At 45.6% G+C, this 17,415-nt stretch carries 15 protein-coding genes; 5 read left to right on the top strand and 10 right to left on the bottom strand.

Annotated features, from left to right (window positions below; genetic code table 11):
- Positions 1-100 precede the first annotated feature (100 nt).
- Positions 101-1,393 (top strand): glycoside hydrolase family 18 protein, encoded by a 1,293-nt coding sequence (locus F7Y48_RS10890; RefSeq protein ID WP_316683965.1) that lies wholly within the window; start codon positions 101-103, stop codon positions 1,391-1,393.
- A gap of 25 nt (positions 1,394-1,418) precedes the next feature.
- On the opposite strand, the gene F7Y48_RS10885 is transcribed toward F7Y48_RS10890, so the two are convergent.
- From F7Y48_RS10885 to moeA, 7 genes are all read right to left on the bottom strand, one after another.
- Positions 1,419-3,710, bottom strand: coding sequence for an EAL domain-containing protein (locus F7Y48_RS10885; RefSeq protein WP_170901865.1), 2,292 nt, complete (start codon positions 3,708-3,710; stop codon positions 1,419-1,421).
- A gap of 21 nt (positions 3,711-3,731) precedes the next feature.
- Positions 3,732-4,562 carry a sulfurtransferase gene (locus tag F7Y48_RS10880; RefSeq protein WP_176319213.1) on the bottom strand — a complete coding sequence of 277 codons (831 nt, stop codon included), beginning with the start codon at positions 4,560-4,562 and terminating at the stop codon, positions 3,732-3,734.
- 39 nt (positions 4,563-4,601) lie between these two features.
- Positions 4,602-4,898 carry a hypothetical protein gene (locus F7Y48_RS10875; RefSeq protein WP_006741132.1) on the bottom strand — a complete coding sequence of 99 codons (297 nt, stop codon included), beginning with the start codon at positions 4,896-4,898 and terminating at the stop codon, positions 4,602-4,604.
- A 140-nt stretch (positions 4,899-5,038) separates the two neighbouring features.
- On the bottom strand, positions 5,039-5,494 hold the full coding sequence (locus tag F7Y48_RS10870) for a hypothetical protein (RefSeq protein WP_074190498.1): 456 nt from the start codon (positions 5,492-5,494) through the stop codon (positions 5,039-5,041).
- Positions 5,495-5,504: 10 nt separating this feature from the next.
- Positions 5,505-7,616, bottom strand: coding sequence for an LruC domain-containing protein (locus F7Y48_RS10865; RefSeq protein ID WP_006741130.1), 2,112 nt, complete (start codon positions 7,614-7,616; stop codon positions 5,505-5,507).
- A gap of 185 nt (positions 7,617-7,801) precedes the next feature.
- Positions 7,802-8,551 (bottom strand): molybdopterin-synthase adenylyltransferase MoeB, encoded by a 750-nt coding sequence (gene moeB, locus F7Y48_RS10860; RefSeq protein WP_316683963.1) that lies wholly within the window; start codon positions 8,549-8,551, stop codon positions 7,802-7,804.
- Positions 8,552-8,560: 9 nt separating this feature from the next.
- Positions 8,561-9,796, bottom strand: a complete 1,236-nt coding sequence (gene moeA, locus F7Y48_RS10855; RefSeq protein WP_316683962.1) for a molybdopterin molybdotransferase MoeA — start codon at positions 9,794-9,796, stop codon at positions 8,561-8,563.
- A gap of 287 nt (positions 9,797-10,083) precedes the next feature.
- Between moeA and folE the strand changes: the two genes are divergently transcribed.
- Both folE and F7Y48_RS10845 read left to right on the top strand, forming a co-directional pair.
- Positions 10,084-10,737, top strand: coding sequence for a GTP cyclohydrolase I FolE (gene folE / locus F7Y48_RS10850; protein ID WP_006741127.1), 654 nt, complete (start codon positions 10,084-10,086; stop codon positions 10,735-10,737).
- Between the two features lie 275 nt (positions 10,738-11,012).
- Positions 11,013-12,251 carry an NRAMP family divalent metal transporter gene (locus tag F7Y48_RS10845; RefSeq protein WP_258508551.1) on the top strand — a complete coding sequence of 413 codons (1,239 nt, stop codon included), beginning with the start codon at positions 11,013-11,015 and terminating at the stop codon, positions 12,249-12,251.
- A gap of 45 nt (positions 12,252-12,296) precedes the next feature.
- Here the strand turns inward: F7Y48_RS10845 and F7Y48_RS10840 are convergent, their stop codons facing one another.
- Positions 12,297-13,244, bottom strand: coding sequence for a TDT family transporter (locus tag F7Y48_RS10840; RefSeq protein ID WP_074190502.1), 948 nt, complete (start codon positions 13,242-13,244; stop codon positions 12,297-12,299).
- Positions 13,245-13,505: 261 nt separating this feature from the next.
- Positions 13,506-14,909 carry a H(+)/Cl(-) exchange transporter ClcA gene (gene clcA / locus F7Y48_RS10835; RefSeq protein ID WP_005396086.1) on the bottom strand — a complete coding sequence of 468 codons (1,404 nt, stop codon included), beginning with the start codon at positions 14,907-14,909 and terminating at the stop codon, positions 13,506-13,508.
- A gap of 491 nt (positions 14,910-15,400) precedes the next feature.
- Here clcA and F7Y48_RS10830 point away from each other — a divergent pair, with 491 nt between their 5' ends.
- The gene (locus F7Y48_RS10830) at positions 15,401-15,979 is read left to right on the top strand and encodes a hypothetical protein (RefSeq protein ID WP_258508550.1); all 579 of its coding nucleotides are present in this window, start codon (positions 15,401-15,403) and stop codon (positions 15,977-15,979) included.
- Here the strand turns inward: F7Y48_RS10830 and F7Y48_RS10825 are convergent.
- Positions 15,960-16,373 (bottom strand): helix-turn-helix domain-containing protein, encoded by a 414-nt coding sequence (locus F7Y48_RS10825; protein WP_005396084.1) that lies wholly within the window; start codon positions 16,371-16,373, stop codon positions 15,960-15,962. The genes F7Y48_RS10830 and F7Y48_RS10825 overlap by 20 nt on opposite strands.
- Positions 16,374-16,468: 95 nt before the next feature.
- Between F7Y48_RS10825 and F7Y48_RS10820 the strand changes: the two genes are divergently transcribed.
- Positions 16,469-17,377, top strand: a complete 909-nt coding sequence (locus F7Y48_RS10820; RefSeq protein WP_047008144.1) for an aldo/keto reductase family oxidoreductase — start codon at positions 16,469-16,471, stop codon at positions 17,375-17,377.
- The last annotated feature ends 38 nt before the right edge of the window (positions 17,378-17,415 follow it).

The following is a 17,415-nucleotide window of genomic DNA, read 5'->3' as shown; positions in this document are numbered from 1 at the left end:
TGCGAGGAGTTATAAATGACTCGCAGCCTGATTTCGTTTTCAAGTTAAAAATATTCTCTAGGAGTAGCTTTAAATTTGTACATCTACTCTGGAGAACACAATGAAAAAGACACTTCTTGCTGCTCTGATTATGGGGCTGACTGGTGCTGCGCACGCCGAGCAAAAAGTCGTAGCAGGTTACTTTGCGGATTGGCAGTACGCGAATGCAGAAAACCCATACACGGTGAACGATATTCCCGCCGATAAGCTGACGCATGTGATTTACGCGTTTCTTAGTATGTGCGGCCCTCATGCCGGTGCTTCTGAAACGGTACAAAAACTGGTTGCCGAACAATGTGAAGGAAAAGATCCGTATACGGCGATCATTGTCGATACCGAAGCAGCATTAGAAAAGGACTTTGGCGATGTCTCCGTTAACGTGCCATACAAAGGCCACTTCGCTCAACTTGCTGAAATGAAGAAACAACATCCTGATCTTAACATTCTCCCTTCTTTTGGTGGTTGGACAATGTCCGAACCGTTCCATGCTATGGCGAAAAGCAAACAAGCGATGGATCAATTTTCAAAAACTGCCGTTAAGTTGATTGCTCAATATGATTTCTTTGATGGTATTGATCTGGATTGGGAATACCCAGGTGGTGGCGGTTTAACAACGTCGCCTTGGAACCCTGACACCAAGCTTTCTGATGAACAAAAAGTATCTGAGCGTGAGGCCTTTACCTATTTGGTAAAAACCATGCGTGCAGAGTTAGATGAACTCACAAATCAAACCAAACGTGAATACGAGCTCTCTACAGCGGTAGGCGTTGGTCCAAAAGCAGCAGGTATCGATTGGAAAGCCGCGGAGCCGTACCTAACTAACATGTTTGCGATGACGTATGACTTCCTTGGTGGTTGGGGGCAGCAAACTGGGCATACTACCAACTTGCATGCGACTGAGCGAAGCTGGTGGGGCATGGGCGCAGACGTGTTCATCAATCAGATGATTGAGCTCGGTATTCCAAGTGAGAAACTGGTGATTGGCGCTGCGTTTTACGGGCGTGGCTGGCAAGGCACCAAAGACTTCTCGGGTGGCTTACCAACGCAAGATCTTGTATCTGAGCAAGGAGCGCAGTTTGGTACGGGTGAGAACGGCTATTTCATGTTCTGGGATTTGGTGAAGAACTATGGAGCGGAGCAGGGCTACGAGTACAAGTATGATGAGCAATCTCAAGCGCCTTACTTGTGGCATCCTGTAAAGAAAGTCTTTATCTCTTACGAAGATCAACGCTCGATCAAAGCCAAAGCAAATTGGGCTAAACAGACGAACTTAGGCGGTATTTTTACTTGGGAATTGTCAGGCGATCCGAAAGGAGAGTTGGTGGAGGTGATGTACCAAGAAATGAATAAATAAAACCTTCTAAGCAAAGCGATCGTAATTATTCAACTACGGTTTCTTTGCTTTGGTTCTGCTTCGTAAAAGCGATCAGGTCTTCAAGCGATAAAGGTTTAGAGTAGAAGTAGCCCTGAATCAAATCACAACCGCAAGCTTTTAACTCATTCAGTTGTTGCAGCGTTTCTACTCCTTCAGCCAGTACTTTCATTTCAAAGTTTTTGCCGATAGAAATGATATTCTTAACCATATTCAGTGCTTTTTTGTCATGCTCAATGTGATCGACAAAGCTCTTGTCAATCTTCACCTCATCAATAGGTAGCGTACGCAACATGCTTAATGAAGAGTAGCCAGTCCCGAAATCATCGAGCGAGATTTTAAAGCCAAGAGCATGCAAGCGCTCGCAAATTGGTGCGAACTTTTCAAGATCTTCAATAAACAGGTTTTCGGTGATCTCTAGGGTAATCTTTGAACATTCGATGCCGCGCTTCTCAATAGCATTCATAAGATTAGTAATGAATTTAGCGTGAACAAACTGTTTGACCGAGATGTTAATAGACATCTGGATAGATGTATCAATATTACCAGTCAGTTTAGCCATATCTGTCAGGCTATTTTCAATGATTTGTTCACCAATACGAACCATCAACCCAGTGCTTTCTGCGACGGGAATAAATTCACTTGGTGGGACTAAGCCGAGCTCATCATCACTCCAACGAATAAGCGCTTCGACACCATAAATATCGCCTTCTAGGTTTAACTGAGGTTGATAAACCATATGAAGCGCTTGCTTATCTATCGCGAGCCTCAGGCGTTGCTCAATTTTCATTTTACGCAGGTGTGTAGCTTGCATCTGCTGATTGAACAGGCTGTATACGTTGCGTTGTTTTTTCGCTTGATACATCGCAATATCGGCTGACAGGAGCAGTTCATCTAATGTTTCACCATGGTGTGGATAGCAGGCAATACCAATACTGCAACTGAGCAGAAACTGACTGTCATTGACTTCGTAGGGTTCTGATAGCGCCTTTATTAAGTCGCTCGCTAGTCTTTTAACGCTTACTTCATCAATTCGATTTGTTAGAAAAATAAACTCGTCACTGGCTTCACGGATGATTAATCGGCCATCGTTAACAAAGGTGTTTAAGCGGATAGATATTTGTTTTAGAACTTCGTCGCCAAAGTCATGACCATGTGTGTCGTTGACTGATTTGAAATTATCAATATCGATAAACATCAAAGAAAAAGGGTTCCCTTTCCCAGAAAGCCAGTGTCGAATGTTTGCGCGTAGGTACTCTCGGTTTGGTAATCCAGTGAGATGATCGTGGTTCGCTTGATAGAGCAAACGCAGTTTTGTTTTATGTTCATTGTTCGCAATAGAGCGGAATAAAGCGTAAAAAGCACCTTGGACGATAAGAAAAACAATCGAGTACAGTGCAAACTGTTCGTAAAATCCGCGCTTAATAAAATTCAAATCTGTCGAGGAAGAGGCCCAAAGATGATAATCAGGAAGGTATCTCAATGTGATTAACTCACTCAGGCGAGAATTGTCGACAACAATATTGAGCGCTCGTGTGAGCTCTTTTAGTTGCGCTATATCCCAGCCTGAATCTTTTGTGATTTGAGCCATAACGGCTTTTATATCTAAATCATTGGCAGGTTTTAGGTAATCTTCTAGGGTTGTATCTTCTGACGAGCTAAAAGTAAGGTAGCCATCACTGCGGATCAATGTGACCCTGTTGTGTTCATTGGCATGGATGTCGTTACGAAAAACCGAAGATGAATTCATATTAAAGCCAGCCGTCATCACTGCTTGTACAACACCATCTTTATTTGGAATTGCTTTTCGGATCGGAATCACAAGTGAATCTTGAGCTGGCATAAAATACGTTCGACCTATAATCATTCGGTCGGAGTTGAGTGCTGCCAAAAAGGTATCACGAGTCAGTGGATCTTGTTTTAGATTATGTAGCTTTGCCAAGATTAAGTTGGAGCTTACGGCGATGTAGTCTCCATCGGGGTTGGTTAGGCCGAATCCAATAATCGCCGGATGGATACTGAGCAGTTTGTCCAGCATCGGGCGAGTTTGAACTGCTGCTGTACGAGTAAAGTCATTTCTCTCGACCAACTGATGACCAATGACTTCAAGTAACGATTCTTGTCCTTTCAGAAGTGATTCGACAGAAGAGGCAAACAGCTCCAATTGTAGGAGCTGCTTATCTTTGTACTTATTCAGGGTTGACTCATAATGGTAGCGGCCAAACAACACGAACAGCACGGCGCTTATTGTAAGTAGCGCCATGTATAGTGTCCAAATGTTCTTCTTTAACCTGACCATGCCGCTTCGATAGCTCCTAGATTAGCGAGTAATGGGTAATGAGTGGTCTGCGCCCCATTCTGTCCATGACCCGTCATAGACCGATAAATCACGCCAACCTAACTGGTATGCTGCTAGCAGCAAAATACAGGCCGTTACACCTGAGCCACAACTGAAAATGATTGATTTATCATTATATAACGTTAGTGCACTAAATGCTTGTTTCAATTCCGAGTCTGCCTTTATAAAGCCATTACTCAATAATGTTTGGAAAGGGAGGCAAACAGAATTAGGAATATGACCAGAACGCAGTCCTTCTCTTGGCTCTGGTACCTCGCCTAAAAAACGTGCACGTGAGCGAGCGTCAACAATGTTTGCACTGCAATTGTTTGAGTACTCTAATATTGCATTTGCGTCCAAAAAAGCATGTTTATTTAATTTCCCGGTAAAGTTTCCAAGCTGCTTAGCTTCTGACAAGACATCCGTGACAGGCAGTCCAGCCTCAATCCAAGCCGGGAGGCCACCATTAAGCACTTTGACATTATCGTGTCCCATTGCCTTAAACATCCACCATGCGCGCGGAGAGGCGAGTGTTCCTGAGTTGTCATAAACAACAATAAGGTCTTCGTTGTTCAGGCCAAGTTTCTGAGCGCTGTTATTAAATCCTTCTTCTGTTGGCATCATATGAGGGAGATTGGTATCTGGGAGACAAAAGTCATTGTCGTAGTCGAAACGCAATGAGCCTGGAATCCACTTATTGGTGATCTTTTTCCCTTCGGAAGGAATTTGAAAACGAATACTCGCGTCTAGAAGTTTTACATTTGGTTGGTCTAATAAAGCATGAAGTTCTTTGGCATCGATCAATGCTTGCATGGTTAAATCCTTCTGATTTGGGAAGTCCGCACAGTAGCTTTACTCACAGCGAATGAATGAAAGGGATGAGTCAAGACTTGAGCGGGATGCTTGGTGGAACAACGCAATAGAGCCCACTGGACAAGATGCGGACACTGGAACCGTCACTCGTTGTTGCTCTATCTCAGGTGAATTAATAGTGAGGTACCGACGTTGACCATCAAGGGACTGAGTTAAAGTGTTGCTAATGACGGTGGCTGAAACCGTGTTCTCATCCGTCTGCTTAATGAGCAACAAGAGCACAAGTAGGGCAATGAAACCGCTGAAGACCAACATATAGGTTTTGGGATTATCCAATTTGCGCTCCATTGCTATTGTTTCAAGTAATTATTTTGTTTTACAACAAAAAAATCGCATGTTCAAAGAACGATGCGATTTTGTCTTAAAACCTGTGGCTTGCGCCAGTCCCGAGTATCAATGCTCACCAATAGAGCATCTTACATGCGCCATGTCGTATTTCCGGTTGAGACGACTTTTTGCAGAGGTTCTGAGCCATCGTAGAACCAAATTTCGATTAACAGGTTACCTTGGCTATCCGAGGTGGAGAAGTCTAAGTTAGCTTTCCCACTCGTCAGCGCAGCAGAAGCAACATTGCTCGAATATTTCGCTTGGTAGGTTCCAGACGCATCTTCACGGTACTCCTTATAAATGCTCAGATGTGCGCGCTGTAAAGAGTAACCACTTATATCTACCGCAAGTGAGCTTTCTAACCTTGGGTCATAATCGAACCCATCTGGTACGTCTAAATTTTGCATGCTTGGCTCTTCAACAATAACGGTAGTTTGAGCTGGAGGTGGAGTAGCGTTATCGTTGCTTTTGTCGCCACCGCCGCCACCGCCACCACCGCAGGCTGTTAACGCTAATCCCATGATGATTGTGATTAAGTTTTTCATGATGCTTCTCCTATGGAATGTAACGTTTGTTTGCTTTAGGTTGGGTATGCCAGTTTGCTCCTTCTCGCCCACCAGACTCGGCGTAGGTGGCAAACTCTGGGTAAGCGTCAACTAAGTCAACTTTCTCTAGCGGCCAATTCCACTCTTCGACGATAAGCAATGCCCAAGGGAGATTGTTCGCTGTTTTGAAGTACACGCCTCGAGCCGGGTCACTTGCGTCTACGCCCACGCCATATAGGTTTGCGTCATCAAACTGCTCAGTTGGTGCTTGGTCTGGCAAATGTACTTCCCATTTTCTACCTGGTTGAAAGGTGATGCCATCGCCGTGATATGTATTGGGTGTGGCAAAGATAAATGGGTCATAAGGCATGGCCTGTAGCGCTGAGCGGTCGGCTCCTTCCTTAAAGTAGATGGTCAGTGTGAAAGACAACGCGACGTTATCATTGCAACCCGTTTGGGTTCGAAAATACGCACATTGACTTTGCGCATACTGACTGAGGTCGTCACTGATAATGAAGATGGCTTCTTCTGATATCGCTTCTAGACCGTTGGTCGGTTGTTCTTTGCCATTAAACGTTAGCTTTGTTAAGCCGTTTTCAATGCTCGCTTTCGAAACGCCAGGTAGACGAATAGCAAAGCCATTTTTATAGCCAGCCCCATAGGCGGCCAGATCTCCGCTAATTTGGATATTTTCCACCGTGCCGTCCATACGTGTTTCAGTCATACGGAACTTAATGACTACGTCATTCATGTCGTAGTCAGCGGTGTAAGGCCAGTTGTCTTCATACGCGACCGTTGCGTAGGAATCGGCACTTGGGAAGTGCTGTACGGATACGCCGTTTTCAGTGATTGTGATTGGGTAATCTTCTACTTCACCTGATGTTGATCCGCCATCAAAGTTCAGACCAGTTTGTTGGCTAAAGCGGAATCGGCTCCAGCTAGGACCTGCGGTTGCCAGTTCAGAGACGACAAATGGAAGCGTATTGCTGCCTGCAGAGAGTAACTCATCGGTGAATACTTGCTCACCTTCGTCAGCAAAGTCACCATCTCGGTTCCAGTCAAACCAAGCTGACAAGTAGCCGGATGTTGATGCAGTTACGCTCACTAGTGAACTTAACCCTGGGTCGAGTGCGGCAACAAAGCCGACGCCATCTTCATCTGCTGTACCAACTTTGTTATCTCCAGACGGAGCCACTTGTCCATCGGCATCACCATCTGGCGCAATTGTGCCAAGCCAAGTTACACCATCAACAGCGTGGCGTGGTCCGTTAGAAGAGAGCAAGGTAGCGTAAGTGTCAGGTGCGTCACCAAAGTCAATTGGCTCGTCTTCGTCAATAACAGGAGCGTTCGCGCATCGGGCACCGTCATTTTGGCTGGAACTTGGACCGTTAGACACAAACTCTACAGCAGGAACAATGCCCGCAGCGATATTGGCGGCATTATTTTCTGATAAGTCGACGCGATAAATTTTGCCGTCCTGGTTACGCGATACGTAGTAGTTTCCGTTTACATCAAAGTAGCCTGCACCAAAGGTACCCGTTTCCCCTGTATTGCCGATCGCGGTTGCTTGGCCTGTTTTTGTATCGAATTTATACAATACGCCAGACCCATTATCGATACCATAGAGCGCACCGTCGCCAGGGTGGAACGCAAAATCGGTTAAACTCACACTTGCATTTGATGTGATTTTATTCAGGGTTAAGGTAGCATTTGGGTCCGTATCTAACGGCGACAGATCAATGGAAAACAGCCCTTTACCTTTGCGATACAAGTAGTAGACGTGGTTGTACACGTCACCGACAAAAAACGTATGGCTAGGAAGCCCTTGTACGTTGAGAGTTTCTGCTTGAAAGTCCTGGCCTAAACGTACGATTTTCAAGTTGGTTGTATCGTAACCATAGATGTATCGATCAGTGAAGTTGAAACCGACGCCGTTAATACCAGATGCTAAGCCCACATCGTCGGTCAGTAACTTGGTTGATCCGGTAACCAGATTAACGCCGTAAACTTGCACTGGGGTCGATTGGAATAAATATGCTTTGCTCGGACAAGTGTCGAATGGCGCTGCGCTTACGTATGCGCTTGCAAACAGAGATCCAAGTAATAGTGATGTCCTTTTCATGATTCGCCCTCTCATTGGTTTGTATGATATGCAATGAAAGGAATGTGCCAGTTTTTAACTTACTGTTTATAATGAATTTTATATCGGTAAGTTATTTGGTTCGAAATATGAATCTCAGAATAAGAAAAAGCTCAACGTTACGTTGAGCTTTTTGAGAATCTTCATTGATAAGCTGACAGCATTACTTAGCCACAAACAGGGCAGGTCGGCATTTTCATCAAATTCATTTCCCGCCAGGACATGCTAAACGCATCGAGAGTGAGGATCTTCCCTTTTTTGGGTTGGCCGTAATTTGCAATCACCTTGATGGTTTCCATCGCTTGTACAGCGCCTACAATACCCACAACAGGCGCCATGACGCCAGCTTCAACGCAACTTAATGCACTGCTGCCGAATAGCGCGCTCAAACACTGATAGCACGGTTGAGTTGGGTCGTCGTACGTAAACACACTCACTTGGCCTTCCATACGAATGGCTGCACCAGAAATAAGCGGTGTTTTTGTTGCAAAGCAGAGTCGGTTGAGTTGATTGCGAGTGTCGACGTTATCTGAAGCATCGACCACCACAGTGTGTTGTTCAATCAAAGCTTGAAGCTGAGTGTCGTCAAGGCGTTTAGCGACGGTGTTTACTTCGATATGAGGATTAAGTTCCCGCAATGCATCCGCCGCGGAGTCAACCTTTTTACTGCCAATATCGGCGTCGTGGTGCAATACTTGGCGTTGTAAATTGGAGAGCTCAACAATATCGTCATCGATAAAAGTAATATTGCCAACACCAGCCGTGGCAAGGTATTGGCTAGAAGCGCAACCTAAACCGCCAGCACCCAAAATAAGCACTGAGCTTTGTTTGAGCGCTTCTTGCCCTTCGAAATCGAACTGGCGAAGAATGATCTGGCGGTTATAGCGCAGCATCTCCTGATCGGAAAGAATATCCACGGTATGTTCCTAGTATAACGTTGAGTTAAACAGTTGGATTTGAACCGTTTCGCCAACTTCCACACGGCCACGTTCACGTTCCAACACAACAAAGCAGTTTGCCAAACTCATTGAGCGAAAGGCTCCTGAACTTTGGTTGCCAGTGGTTTCAACGACAAATTTACCGTTTTCTAGAGTATAGATACCGCGTTGGTAGTCTGTACGTCCCGGCGCTTTCTTAAATGCGGTTTTAGTCGTAGCAGGGATAGACTCAGGTGCTTTCCATTCAGTGTGGCCAGCCAATTTAGCCAACATTGGTTGAACAAGTACGTACATGGTTAGCACCGCAGATACAGGGTTACCTGGTAGCCCACAGAACCAAGCAGTACTTAACTTGCCAAATGCGAAAGGTTTACCCGGCTTGATTGCCAGTTTCCAGAAACCGATTTCTCCAAGTTCTTCAAGAATGTCTTTGGTGTAATCTGCTTCACCAACGCTGACGCCGCCAGACGTTACAACTACATCCGCGAGAGTTTGTGCTTTTTCGAATGTTGCTTTTAGTGTTTCTGGGCAGTCAGGGATAATGCCAAGATCAATCGCTTCACAGCCAAAGTTTTCGATTAGCGGCTTAATACCGTAACGATTACTGTCGTAGATTTGACCCGCCTTGAGTGGCTCACCCAATGGTTTAAGTTCATCACCTGTGGAGAAAAATGCCACCTTTGGCTTACGCACGACGGTGACATGGCTGACACCAAGAGAGGCAATCATTGGAATATCGCGCGGTGTCAGGCGCGCGCCTTTTGCCAATACAATATCCCCTTGCTTGATGTCGTCACCCGTAGGGCGGATGTTATTTTGCGGCTTCACATCCGTTTGGTTGAACTGAATACCAGAGTCGGTCACTTCCGTATTTTCTTGCATGATAATGGCATCACAGCCTTCCGGAATTTTCGCGCCAGTCATGATTCGAACACAAGTGCCTGCCGGCCATTCACCCTCAAAAGGCTGACCTGCGAAGGATTTTCCTGCCAGAGGCAACACTGTAGACACTTCTAGGTCTTGAATACGAATGGCATAACCGTCCATTGCTGAATTGTCGAAAGGGGGTACGTGAATTGGCGATAAAATATCTTCAGCCAGCACAAAACCCAGAGCGTCAGCAAGAGGAAGAGAAAGTGTCGTTTGGATAGGTTTGATTCGCGATAGCATCTTATCCATCGCTTCTTCAATTGGCATCAAGCCAGGTGCGTCGCAGCAGCCCATTGAGATAATCCTATGTTCTTTTGTTTTGTGGCAACTCTACCATAAAAGGGGACCGAGTAAGAATGTCCACCTATAAAATATGGGTGTAATTATTCAAAAATCCGAGTATCCTTGTCACCCATCCGAAAGGGGTAAAGTTCCTACGGAGCATGAGAAAATAGCTCAGTGTATTCTTGTTATGTGCCTTGGCGTTATAAACATCGGACTGAGCGACTTTAACGCTACGGGATGAAAACACGGCAATTGTATTTCACACCGAGAGTGGTAGTTACAAAAGAGGAAGTGAAATGTCAGGTCTTAGCGAGTCAGCAAAGTTAGTGAAAGAAGCGCTAGAGCAACGCGGGTTAGAAACACCAATGCGCCCTAATGCCGTTAGCCGTGAAGAGAAGAAGGAAAAGATTGAATACCACATGCGTGAGATTCTTGGTCTGCTTCAGCTCGACCTTACGGATGATAGCTTAGAGGAAACGCCACACCGCATTGCAAAAATGTACGTGGACGAGATTTTCTCTGGTTTGGATTACTCCAACTTCCCCAAGATCACAGTTATCGAAAACAAGATGAACGTGAGCGAAATGGTTCGCGTGAAAGACATTACTGTGACCAGTACGTGCGAACACCACCTTGTGACAATCGACGGTAAAGCCGCTGTTGCTTATATTCCTCGCGGTAAGATCATTGGCCTGTCTAAGATCAACCGTATTGTTCGTTTCTTTGCGCAACGCCCTCAAGTCCAAGAGCGTATGACCCAGCAAATCCTTGTTGCTTTGCAAACATTGCTTGAGTCTGATGATGTAGCGGTGACTATCGACGCGACGCATTACTGTGTGAAATCACGCGGTGTGATGGATGCCACCAGTGAAACCACGACTACAGCGTTAGGTGGTATTTTTAAGAGCAACCCAGCGACCCGGGCTGAATTTCTGCATGGCCTGCGTTAATCAAATCGACAAATAAAATTGAGAGAGGATGGCGAGTTGCCATCCTTTTTTATATCTTTTATATCCAAATCATCGTCAAGTGAGTCGCAATAAATAGTAATTATGCAATTGTGTATTGACAGTCACATTCGTTGCTCTTAATATATGCGCCCAATGAACGGCTACAACTTGTAATCGTTTGTTTTAAAAAGAAATATTTCTCTAAGTTCAGCTGATCTCGGTCAGTTGTCTTTCTATTTTCTAATAATAGAAAGACAACAAATTTGGGACTCGGCATGACTACACAAAGCACTATCAGCACCTCCTCTATTTCAGCTCCAGTTACAGAAAGCAGTTGGCAAAAGAAAGCCATGCTCAGTGTCGCTTTTTTGATGGCGACAACCTCTGTGGGTCCCGGCTTTTTAACTCAAACCGCAGTCTTCACAAATATCTACAAAGTCGACATGGCATTTCCAGTTTTGGCTTCCATTTTTATCACGTTTGGTATTGTGATGAACTTGTGGCGTATTGTCGGCGTTTCTGGCATGCGAATCCAAGACATTGCGAACAAAGTGGCACCCGGCATGGGTTATGGTGTTGGTATTCTCCTTGCGCTTGGTGCAGTGGCGTTTAACTTTGGCAACGTGAGTGGCGCAGCGTTAGGCATCAATGTGCTAACGGGCGTGGACACAACATGGGGCGCACTGTTTACCGGTGTCGTTGGCTGTTTGCTGTTTGTGGTTCATAACGCCTCCAAACGAATGGACCAAATGGCTCGCTACCTTGGCTTGTTCATGATTGTTCTGATCGCATACGTGGCAATGACGAGCTTACCTCCGATGGGAGAGACACTAAGTGCAGCGGTGATGCCTATGGATGTTGGAAGCTTGCTTCTGCCTACATTGACTATCGTTGGCGGCGCAGTTGGCGGTTACTACACGGGTGCACAACGTCTAGTGGACATTGGCTTGAAAGGTAAAGAGAACGTACCTTCCATCACTTCAACGGCGTGGGCTGGTATCTCTATTGCGGTGGTTATTCGCGTCCTACTGTTTTTAGCTGTATTTGGTGTTATCGCGACAGGCGCAACGTTGGATTCAGCTAACCCGGCAGCCGACGCTTTCCGTCAAGGTGCTGGCCAGCTTGGTTACTTCATCTTTGGCTTAGTACTGTTTGTGGCTTCCATCACGTCTGTGGTGGGTAACTCTTACATGGCTATCTCATTAATTAAGACGCTTTTCCCAGTTGTGGCGCGAAACGAGAAAGCGTGGTGTGTTGGTTTCATTATCCTAACCTCGCTAGGCACGGTAACCATGGACATGCCAATTCTTCTTTTGATGCTAGCGGGCCTAGTGAACAGCATTATTCTTCCTATCGTTTTGGGCACTGTATTGGTTGCGACAAAGCGCAAAGATATTGTCGGTGACTACCAACACCCAATGTACTTAACGCTAACTGGAGCAGCGATTGTTATCGTAATGGCGGCATCGAGTTTGACTAACATTGGGAACTTCATGGCGAAGTTTGTGGGTTGATGTCTTATTGATGAGATGAACAGCGGCCTCAGATGAGGCCGTTTTTTATGCTTGTTTAGAGGGCGACTTAACGATTTCTGGCCAATACATTTTGACGTAACCTGCCGATACCCAAACCACCAACACAGTCGCAATGCTGAGCTCTAAAAAGCCAAAATCGTGTAGCCAGTGCCAATGTGGATGCGATTCGGCAAAAAAGGAGGTTAAGCGGTGCATCGCAATGGCACTGATCACGGAAGGAAAGGTTACCGCCGCGATAGAAGGTTGAAACTTCAATCGAAGTAAGCGGAAGTAACACAGGTAGATCAATAACGTCATTGTGATAGCAATCCCTGCTAATGCGCCCGTCAGTATCGGATCGGGCAGGGGAAAGTTCACCAAGTATGCCGCCAATGACAAGTTTACCGGTGCGGCCATAATTGCGAGGGTCGGCCTGGCTCGTCTCGGTAGAGATCCGAAAAACACCAAACGATAGAGCACCAGCGGTAACATAAAGAAATAAATGCCAATGCACATCATCGCTAAGGTTTCAGAGAATAGGTTGTGACCCAATTGGGAGCCTGCTAATGAGCTGCTGATCAGTCCCACTGGATAGAGAAACCAGCTAGGTACAATATTCGACATTTTGAAGTTCATTAGCTGAAAGCTAAAAAACAGTACCATCATAGTAAAATGCAGCAAAAGTGCCATAAACCAGAGTGGATAAGCAATGATTGGCGCTACAGAAGCAAGATAATCTGCAAGGATCAGTAACGCCATACTCATGGGGGCCATTAAGCTACCGCTCAATGGGTGACGAATGTCGACCATAAATAATCGTGGATTCGTGGCATATTTTATCAGCACAGGGGCGAGTAAAAGCGCGCCGAGTGACGCTAAAAATGGGCGTATTGGTTCACCAATTTCAGGGACATAGAGTGCCCAAGCTTGTCCTAAACCTATCATACCTAGCGCTAACGCGGCTTGAGACGGCGGAACGCTATAAAACTGCACAAGTCTTCTCCAGTTCAAATCTACTCCATTTGATTTTTGCCTGAATGAAACGAAACGTGATGATTTGGATGAAATGCTCTATTTGAGTAGCGAATACTAGCAAGTTTAGAGAGTGCTTACTCATGAAAGGTGGTGAGGAAATATCAGAGAATGGTGTTTTTGTGAGTTTGGTATCGAATATTTTGGAAAAGATGTAAAAATGTAGAGTTTATCGCTCCAAACCCTTCGATAGTTTGGAGCGAAATAATAACAAAGCGAGAATTATGTCGATTGGTTTTCAGGAAGATCCTGCTGACGTAACTTATCGTTTTTGATTGTACGATGTAGCAACTGGCTGTAAATCGGTTGTCCGCCAAACAACTGAGCAATAATCACGGCACCTAAACAAGTAATGATAAGTGGTAGAATTAAGTAGTAGTTATTGGTCATTTCAATCACCAACAAAATGCCCGTGATCGGTGCGCGTACCGTTGCAGCAAACAGGGCCCCCATGCCCGCAATAGCAAATACGCCAGGTTCGATATCAAGCGTAGGAAGCAACACATCAGCACTCGCTCCGAATGCATAGCCAAACAAGGTCCCCAGAGCAAGCATCGGTGCAAAGATACCGCCCGGCGCACCAGAGCCAAAGCATAGCAACGTCGTGATGACGCGACCAAAGAAAAGCAGAACTAAAACGGATACCGAGTAGTTGCCATTGGTAATATCAGGAATAAGGCCGATGCCACCGCCAGTTAGCTGTGGCACGTATAAGAGAAGCAGACCAAAAATGCCACCAAGTAGTGAACCCACGATTAAATAGCGTTTACGATCGTTTTTGTGAATTGCGACAAAACTGTCTTGTGCCACGGTAATCAATTTATTGAAGATCACTCCGAATACGCCAAACAATGCGCCAAGCAATAAAAATAACCAAAGGGACTGAAGCTCTGGAGAGTGATATTGCGGCATTGTGATGACAGCGTCTTGCCCGTTGATGGCACGAAACACAATATTGGCCATAATAGCAGAGATGATCACCGCGCGAATTGAGATCAGAGAATAGCGAAACTGAGGTCGCATTTCCTCCACAACGAACATAATGCCAGCGAGTGGGGCATTAAAGGCGGCAGCCAAACCACCAGCGGCACCTGAAGCGAGTAGGGAATGACGAGTATCGTCATCTTTCACACGGAAAATATCGGTCACCATTCGACCGACAGCACCGCCCATTTGCACCGTTGGGCCTTCACGACCGAGCACCATTCCGGAGCCAAGTGCGCCCATGCCGCCGAAGAATTTTACTGGCAGGACTCGCCACCAACGCACTGGACGAATGTTGTCCATCGCGCCTTCTATTTCTGGGATGCCTGATCCCGCAGCCTCTGGAGCAAAGCGGTGAACAAGAAAGTAACCAACAAAAGCAAGCAGAGCACTGATCAGTACAGCAGCAAGCCAAAGAGGAAGTACGCTACCGATTTCGCTTCTTAGCCATTCGGTACGAGTTTCAGAAACAAAATGAACCGCAAGTTCGAAGTAAGTGCCGACAAAACCAGCTAGTGTGCCAACGATTGCGGCCATAATCAGGACAGAAAATGGTGTGGACCCTCGAGAGACAAACTGGTTAATCGCATCTTTCGGTACGTGCGCTAACACAGATTTTACAATTCTCTCTCGTTTGGTCATTAACAAGTTCTCCTGTTGCTGGTGGAAGGGACGCGAGAAAGTATACGCTTCGCAGAGTCTAGACCTAATCAATAAAGATGCAATTTAGCTTTTCACTATTGAGTGTTCGAAGTGTCGCGATGTCATTCATTCACCAAGACTGTGCTATTGCTCTCATAATTTGGGATAAAAAACTTGTTTTTTGAGCAAAATGAACCATGCTTTAGGTGTAAAGCAACATGACTGCTTCAGAAGGAGGGATGTGAGGTTTTACACACAATTTGGATGGATTCAAACCCTACGGTAAGTCCTCGTTTTATGTTCGGGATGCATCAATAGACATCTCCGATTCGCACACTCACGATTGAGTAACGAGGTAGAGGCGCACGCAAATGTGCGCCTTCTTAATTTCTGCTCTACAACTTTCCGCACTACCTGCCACTATTTTTATCTTGAACAATTTCTACTAGTCGGTAATGTCTGGGTTCGATGTTAATCAACCAGAGTAATTCATGCGCTTTTATCCTCGAGTCCTGTTTTCTTTATGTTGTTTTTCGGTAACGTTTCCAGCATTTTCGACGCCGAGTTGGTGGCAGGACACGTTGTCTTCAATGCCGTACTCCAATTTAAAAGAGCGTATAGAGACAAGGGGAAGCTGGTATCGCTGTGACGTGCAGCAGCAAGATGTTTCAACGTATATCAGCACATTTTGTTTGGACGATTTTTCGTACTATCAGCAGCATCTGTATGGTGAAGTGGTTTTGGGAAAGGACAGTGCTCAGTTCTCTTTTTTGACCGAATATCAATGGCAAAGTCTCAATGGCTTAATCCTCAATTTAAGAAAAGACGGATTAGTTTTACGCAACATAACTATCGGACAAGAACACTATGACGTCGTTGAAGCGCTGGAAAAGAAATCTTCTGAGCTTGTCGATAAAGAAGTGATCTTGTTGATAAACCGCTATCCGCAAGAAACGATTCGAAGCTTACTTTGGGTAAAGCCGGACGAGTTTGCGACGCCATCACCGTCTTTAAATGTGGAATTGCACAGCGATGGCGAAATTATCGATGTTAAAGTGACTCGTTTTTAGATTCTTTATGGAGAGATAGGAAGGTCGCCATCGCAGACTCGTCCAAAAATCCATCCGATTTTTTGTGCGCGCGCAGGTATTGATAGCCAGCGATGAGCTTACGGTGCTGTTCTTCTGCCTCATCTGGCAACGGCTGATTCATAACGTGTTGAAATGCAAGTTTGTACGCATCCATATCTACGACTTCAGCGCGGCGATATAAATAACCACATCCGGTCGCTAACCATTCAAGAGAGCAGTTGGCTCGCATCGCAATTTGATTTGCTTTCGTTAGGCTCGGTTCACTGCCTTTTAAATATTTGCGTATTAAAGCTTCAGACACATCAACGCGTCGTGCAAATCCGCTGATGCTTTCTTCTCCGATCAAGGTGGCTAGGCGTTGGGCAAAAGACATATTTCGTACTCCAGTTCGAATTGCCAAAGTTTACCCGTTGAGCCGATGTGAAAACAAGACTACGATGGATGCAGATCAATTGAAGGAGAAAAACCATGGTTGCAAAAGTTGTGACTGCACCAAAAGGCCCTGAGTTCTCAGAGCTGGTCCAAGGATATTGGCGTGCAGTTGATTGGGGTATGACTGCTCAAGAGCGTTTGTCATTCCTCAAGCAACATATTGAGTTAGGCATTACCACGGTCGATCACGCAGACATATACGGTAATTACGAGTGTGAGAAGTTGTTTGGTGAAGCACTTGCTCTCGATAAGAGCGTGCGAGAGCAGATTCAGATCGTCACAAAGTGTGATATCAATCTGTGCGGAGATAAAACACCAGAGCGTAAGATTAATCACTATGATACGAGTTCCGCTCACATCTACCAATCGGTGAATAACTCGCTTGAGCGTTTGAATGTGGACGAAATCGATGTGCTTTTAATCCATCGCCCTGACGTGTTAATGGATGCCGATGAAGTGGCTGAAGCATTCTCAGAGCTACACAAAGTGGGTAAAGTGAAGCACTTTGGTGTATCTAACTTTACTCCACGTCAGTTTGAATTGTTGCAATCCCGTTTAGGTAAGCCTCTTGTGACTAACCAAGTGGAAATCAACCCGCTTAATTTTGAAGTTGCACATGATGGAACGCTTGATCAAATGCAAATGCTGCGTACGCGCCCAATGGCTTGGTCTTGCCTCGGTGGAGGCTCTATCTTCAGTGGTGACAGTGAGCAAGCCGTTCGTGTTCGCAACGAATTAGAAGCGATTCGCGAAGAAGTGGGGGCGACTAGCATTGACCAAGTGATTTACGCTTGGGTACGCCGTTTGCCATCTAACCCAATTCCAATCATTGGCTCTGGTAAGATTGAGCGTGTGCAAACGGCAGTAAATGCGCTGAATATCGAATTGACTCGTGAGCAATGGTATCGCGTATGGGTGGCTTCTAAAGGTCACGGTGTGCCATAGAAGTGACACTTTATTGATGAATACATTATTCAAGGCAC

Origin of the sequence: Vibrio sp. 2-1-2a (genome assembly GCF_032648565.1) — a bacterium.
In the GTDB taxonomy this organism is placed as follows: domain Bacteria; phylum Pseudomonadota; class Gammaproteobacteria; order Enterobacterales; family Vibrionaceae; genus Vibrio; species Vibrio diabolicus.
The sequence above is the reverse complement of the archived record's forward strand: the minus strand, read 5'-3'. Positions and strand labels throughout refer to the sequence as shown.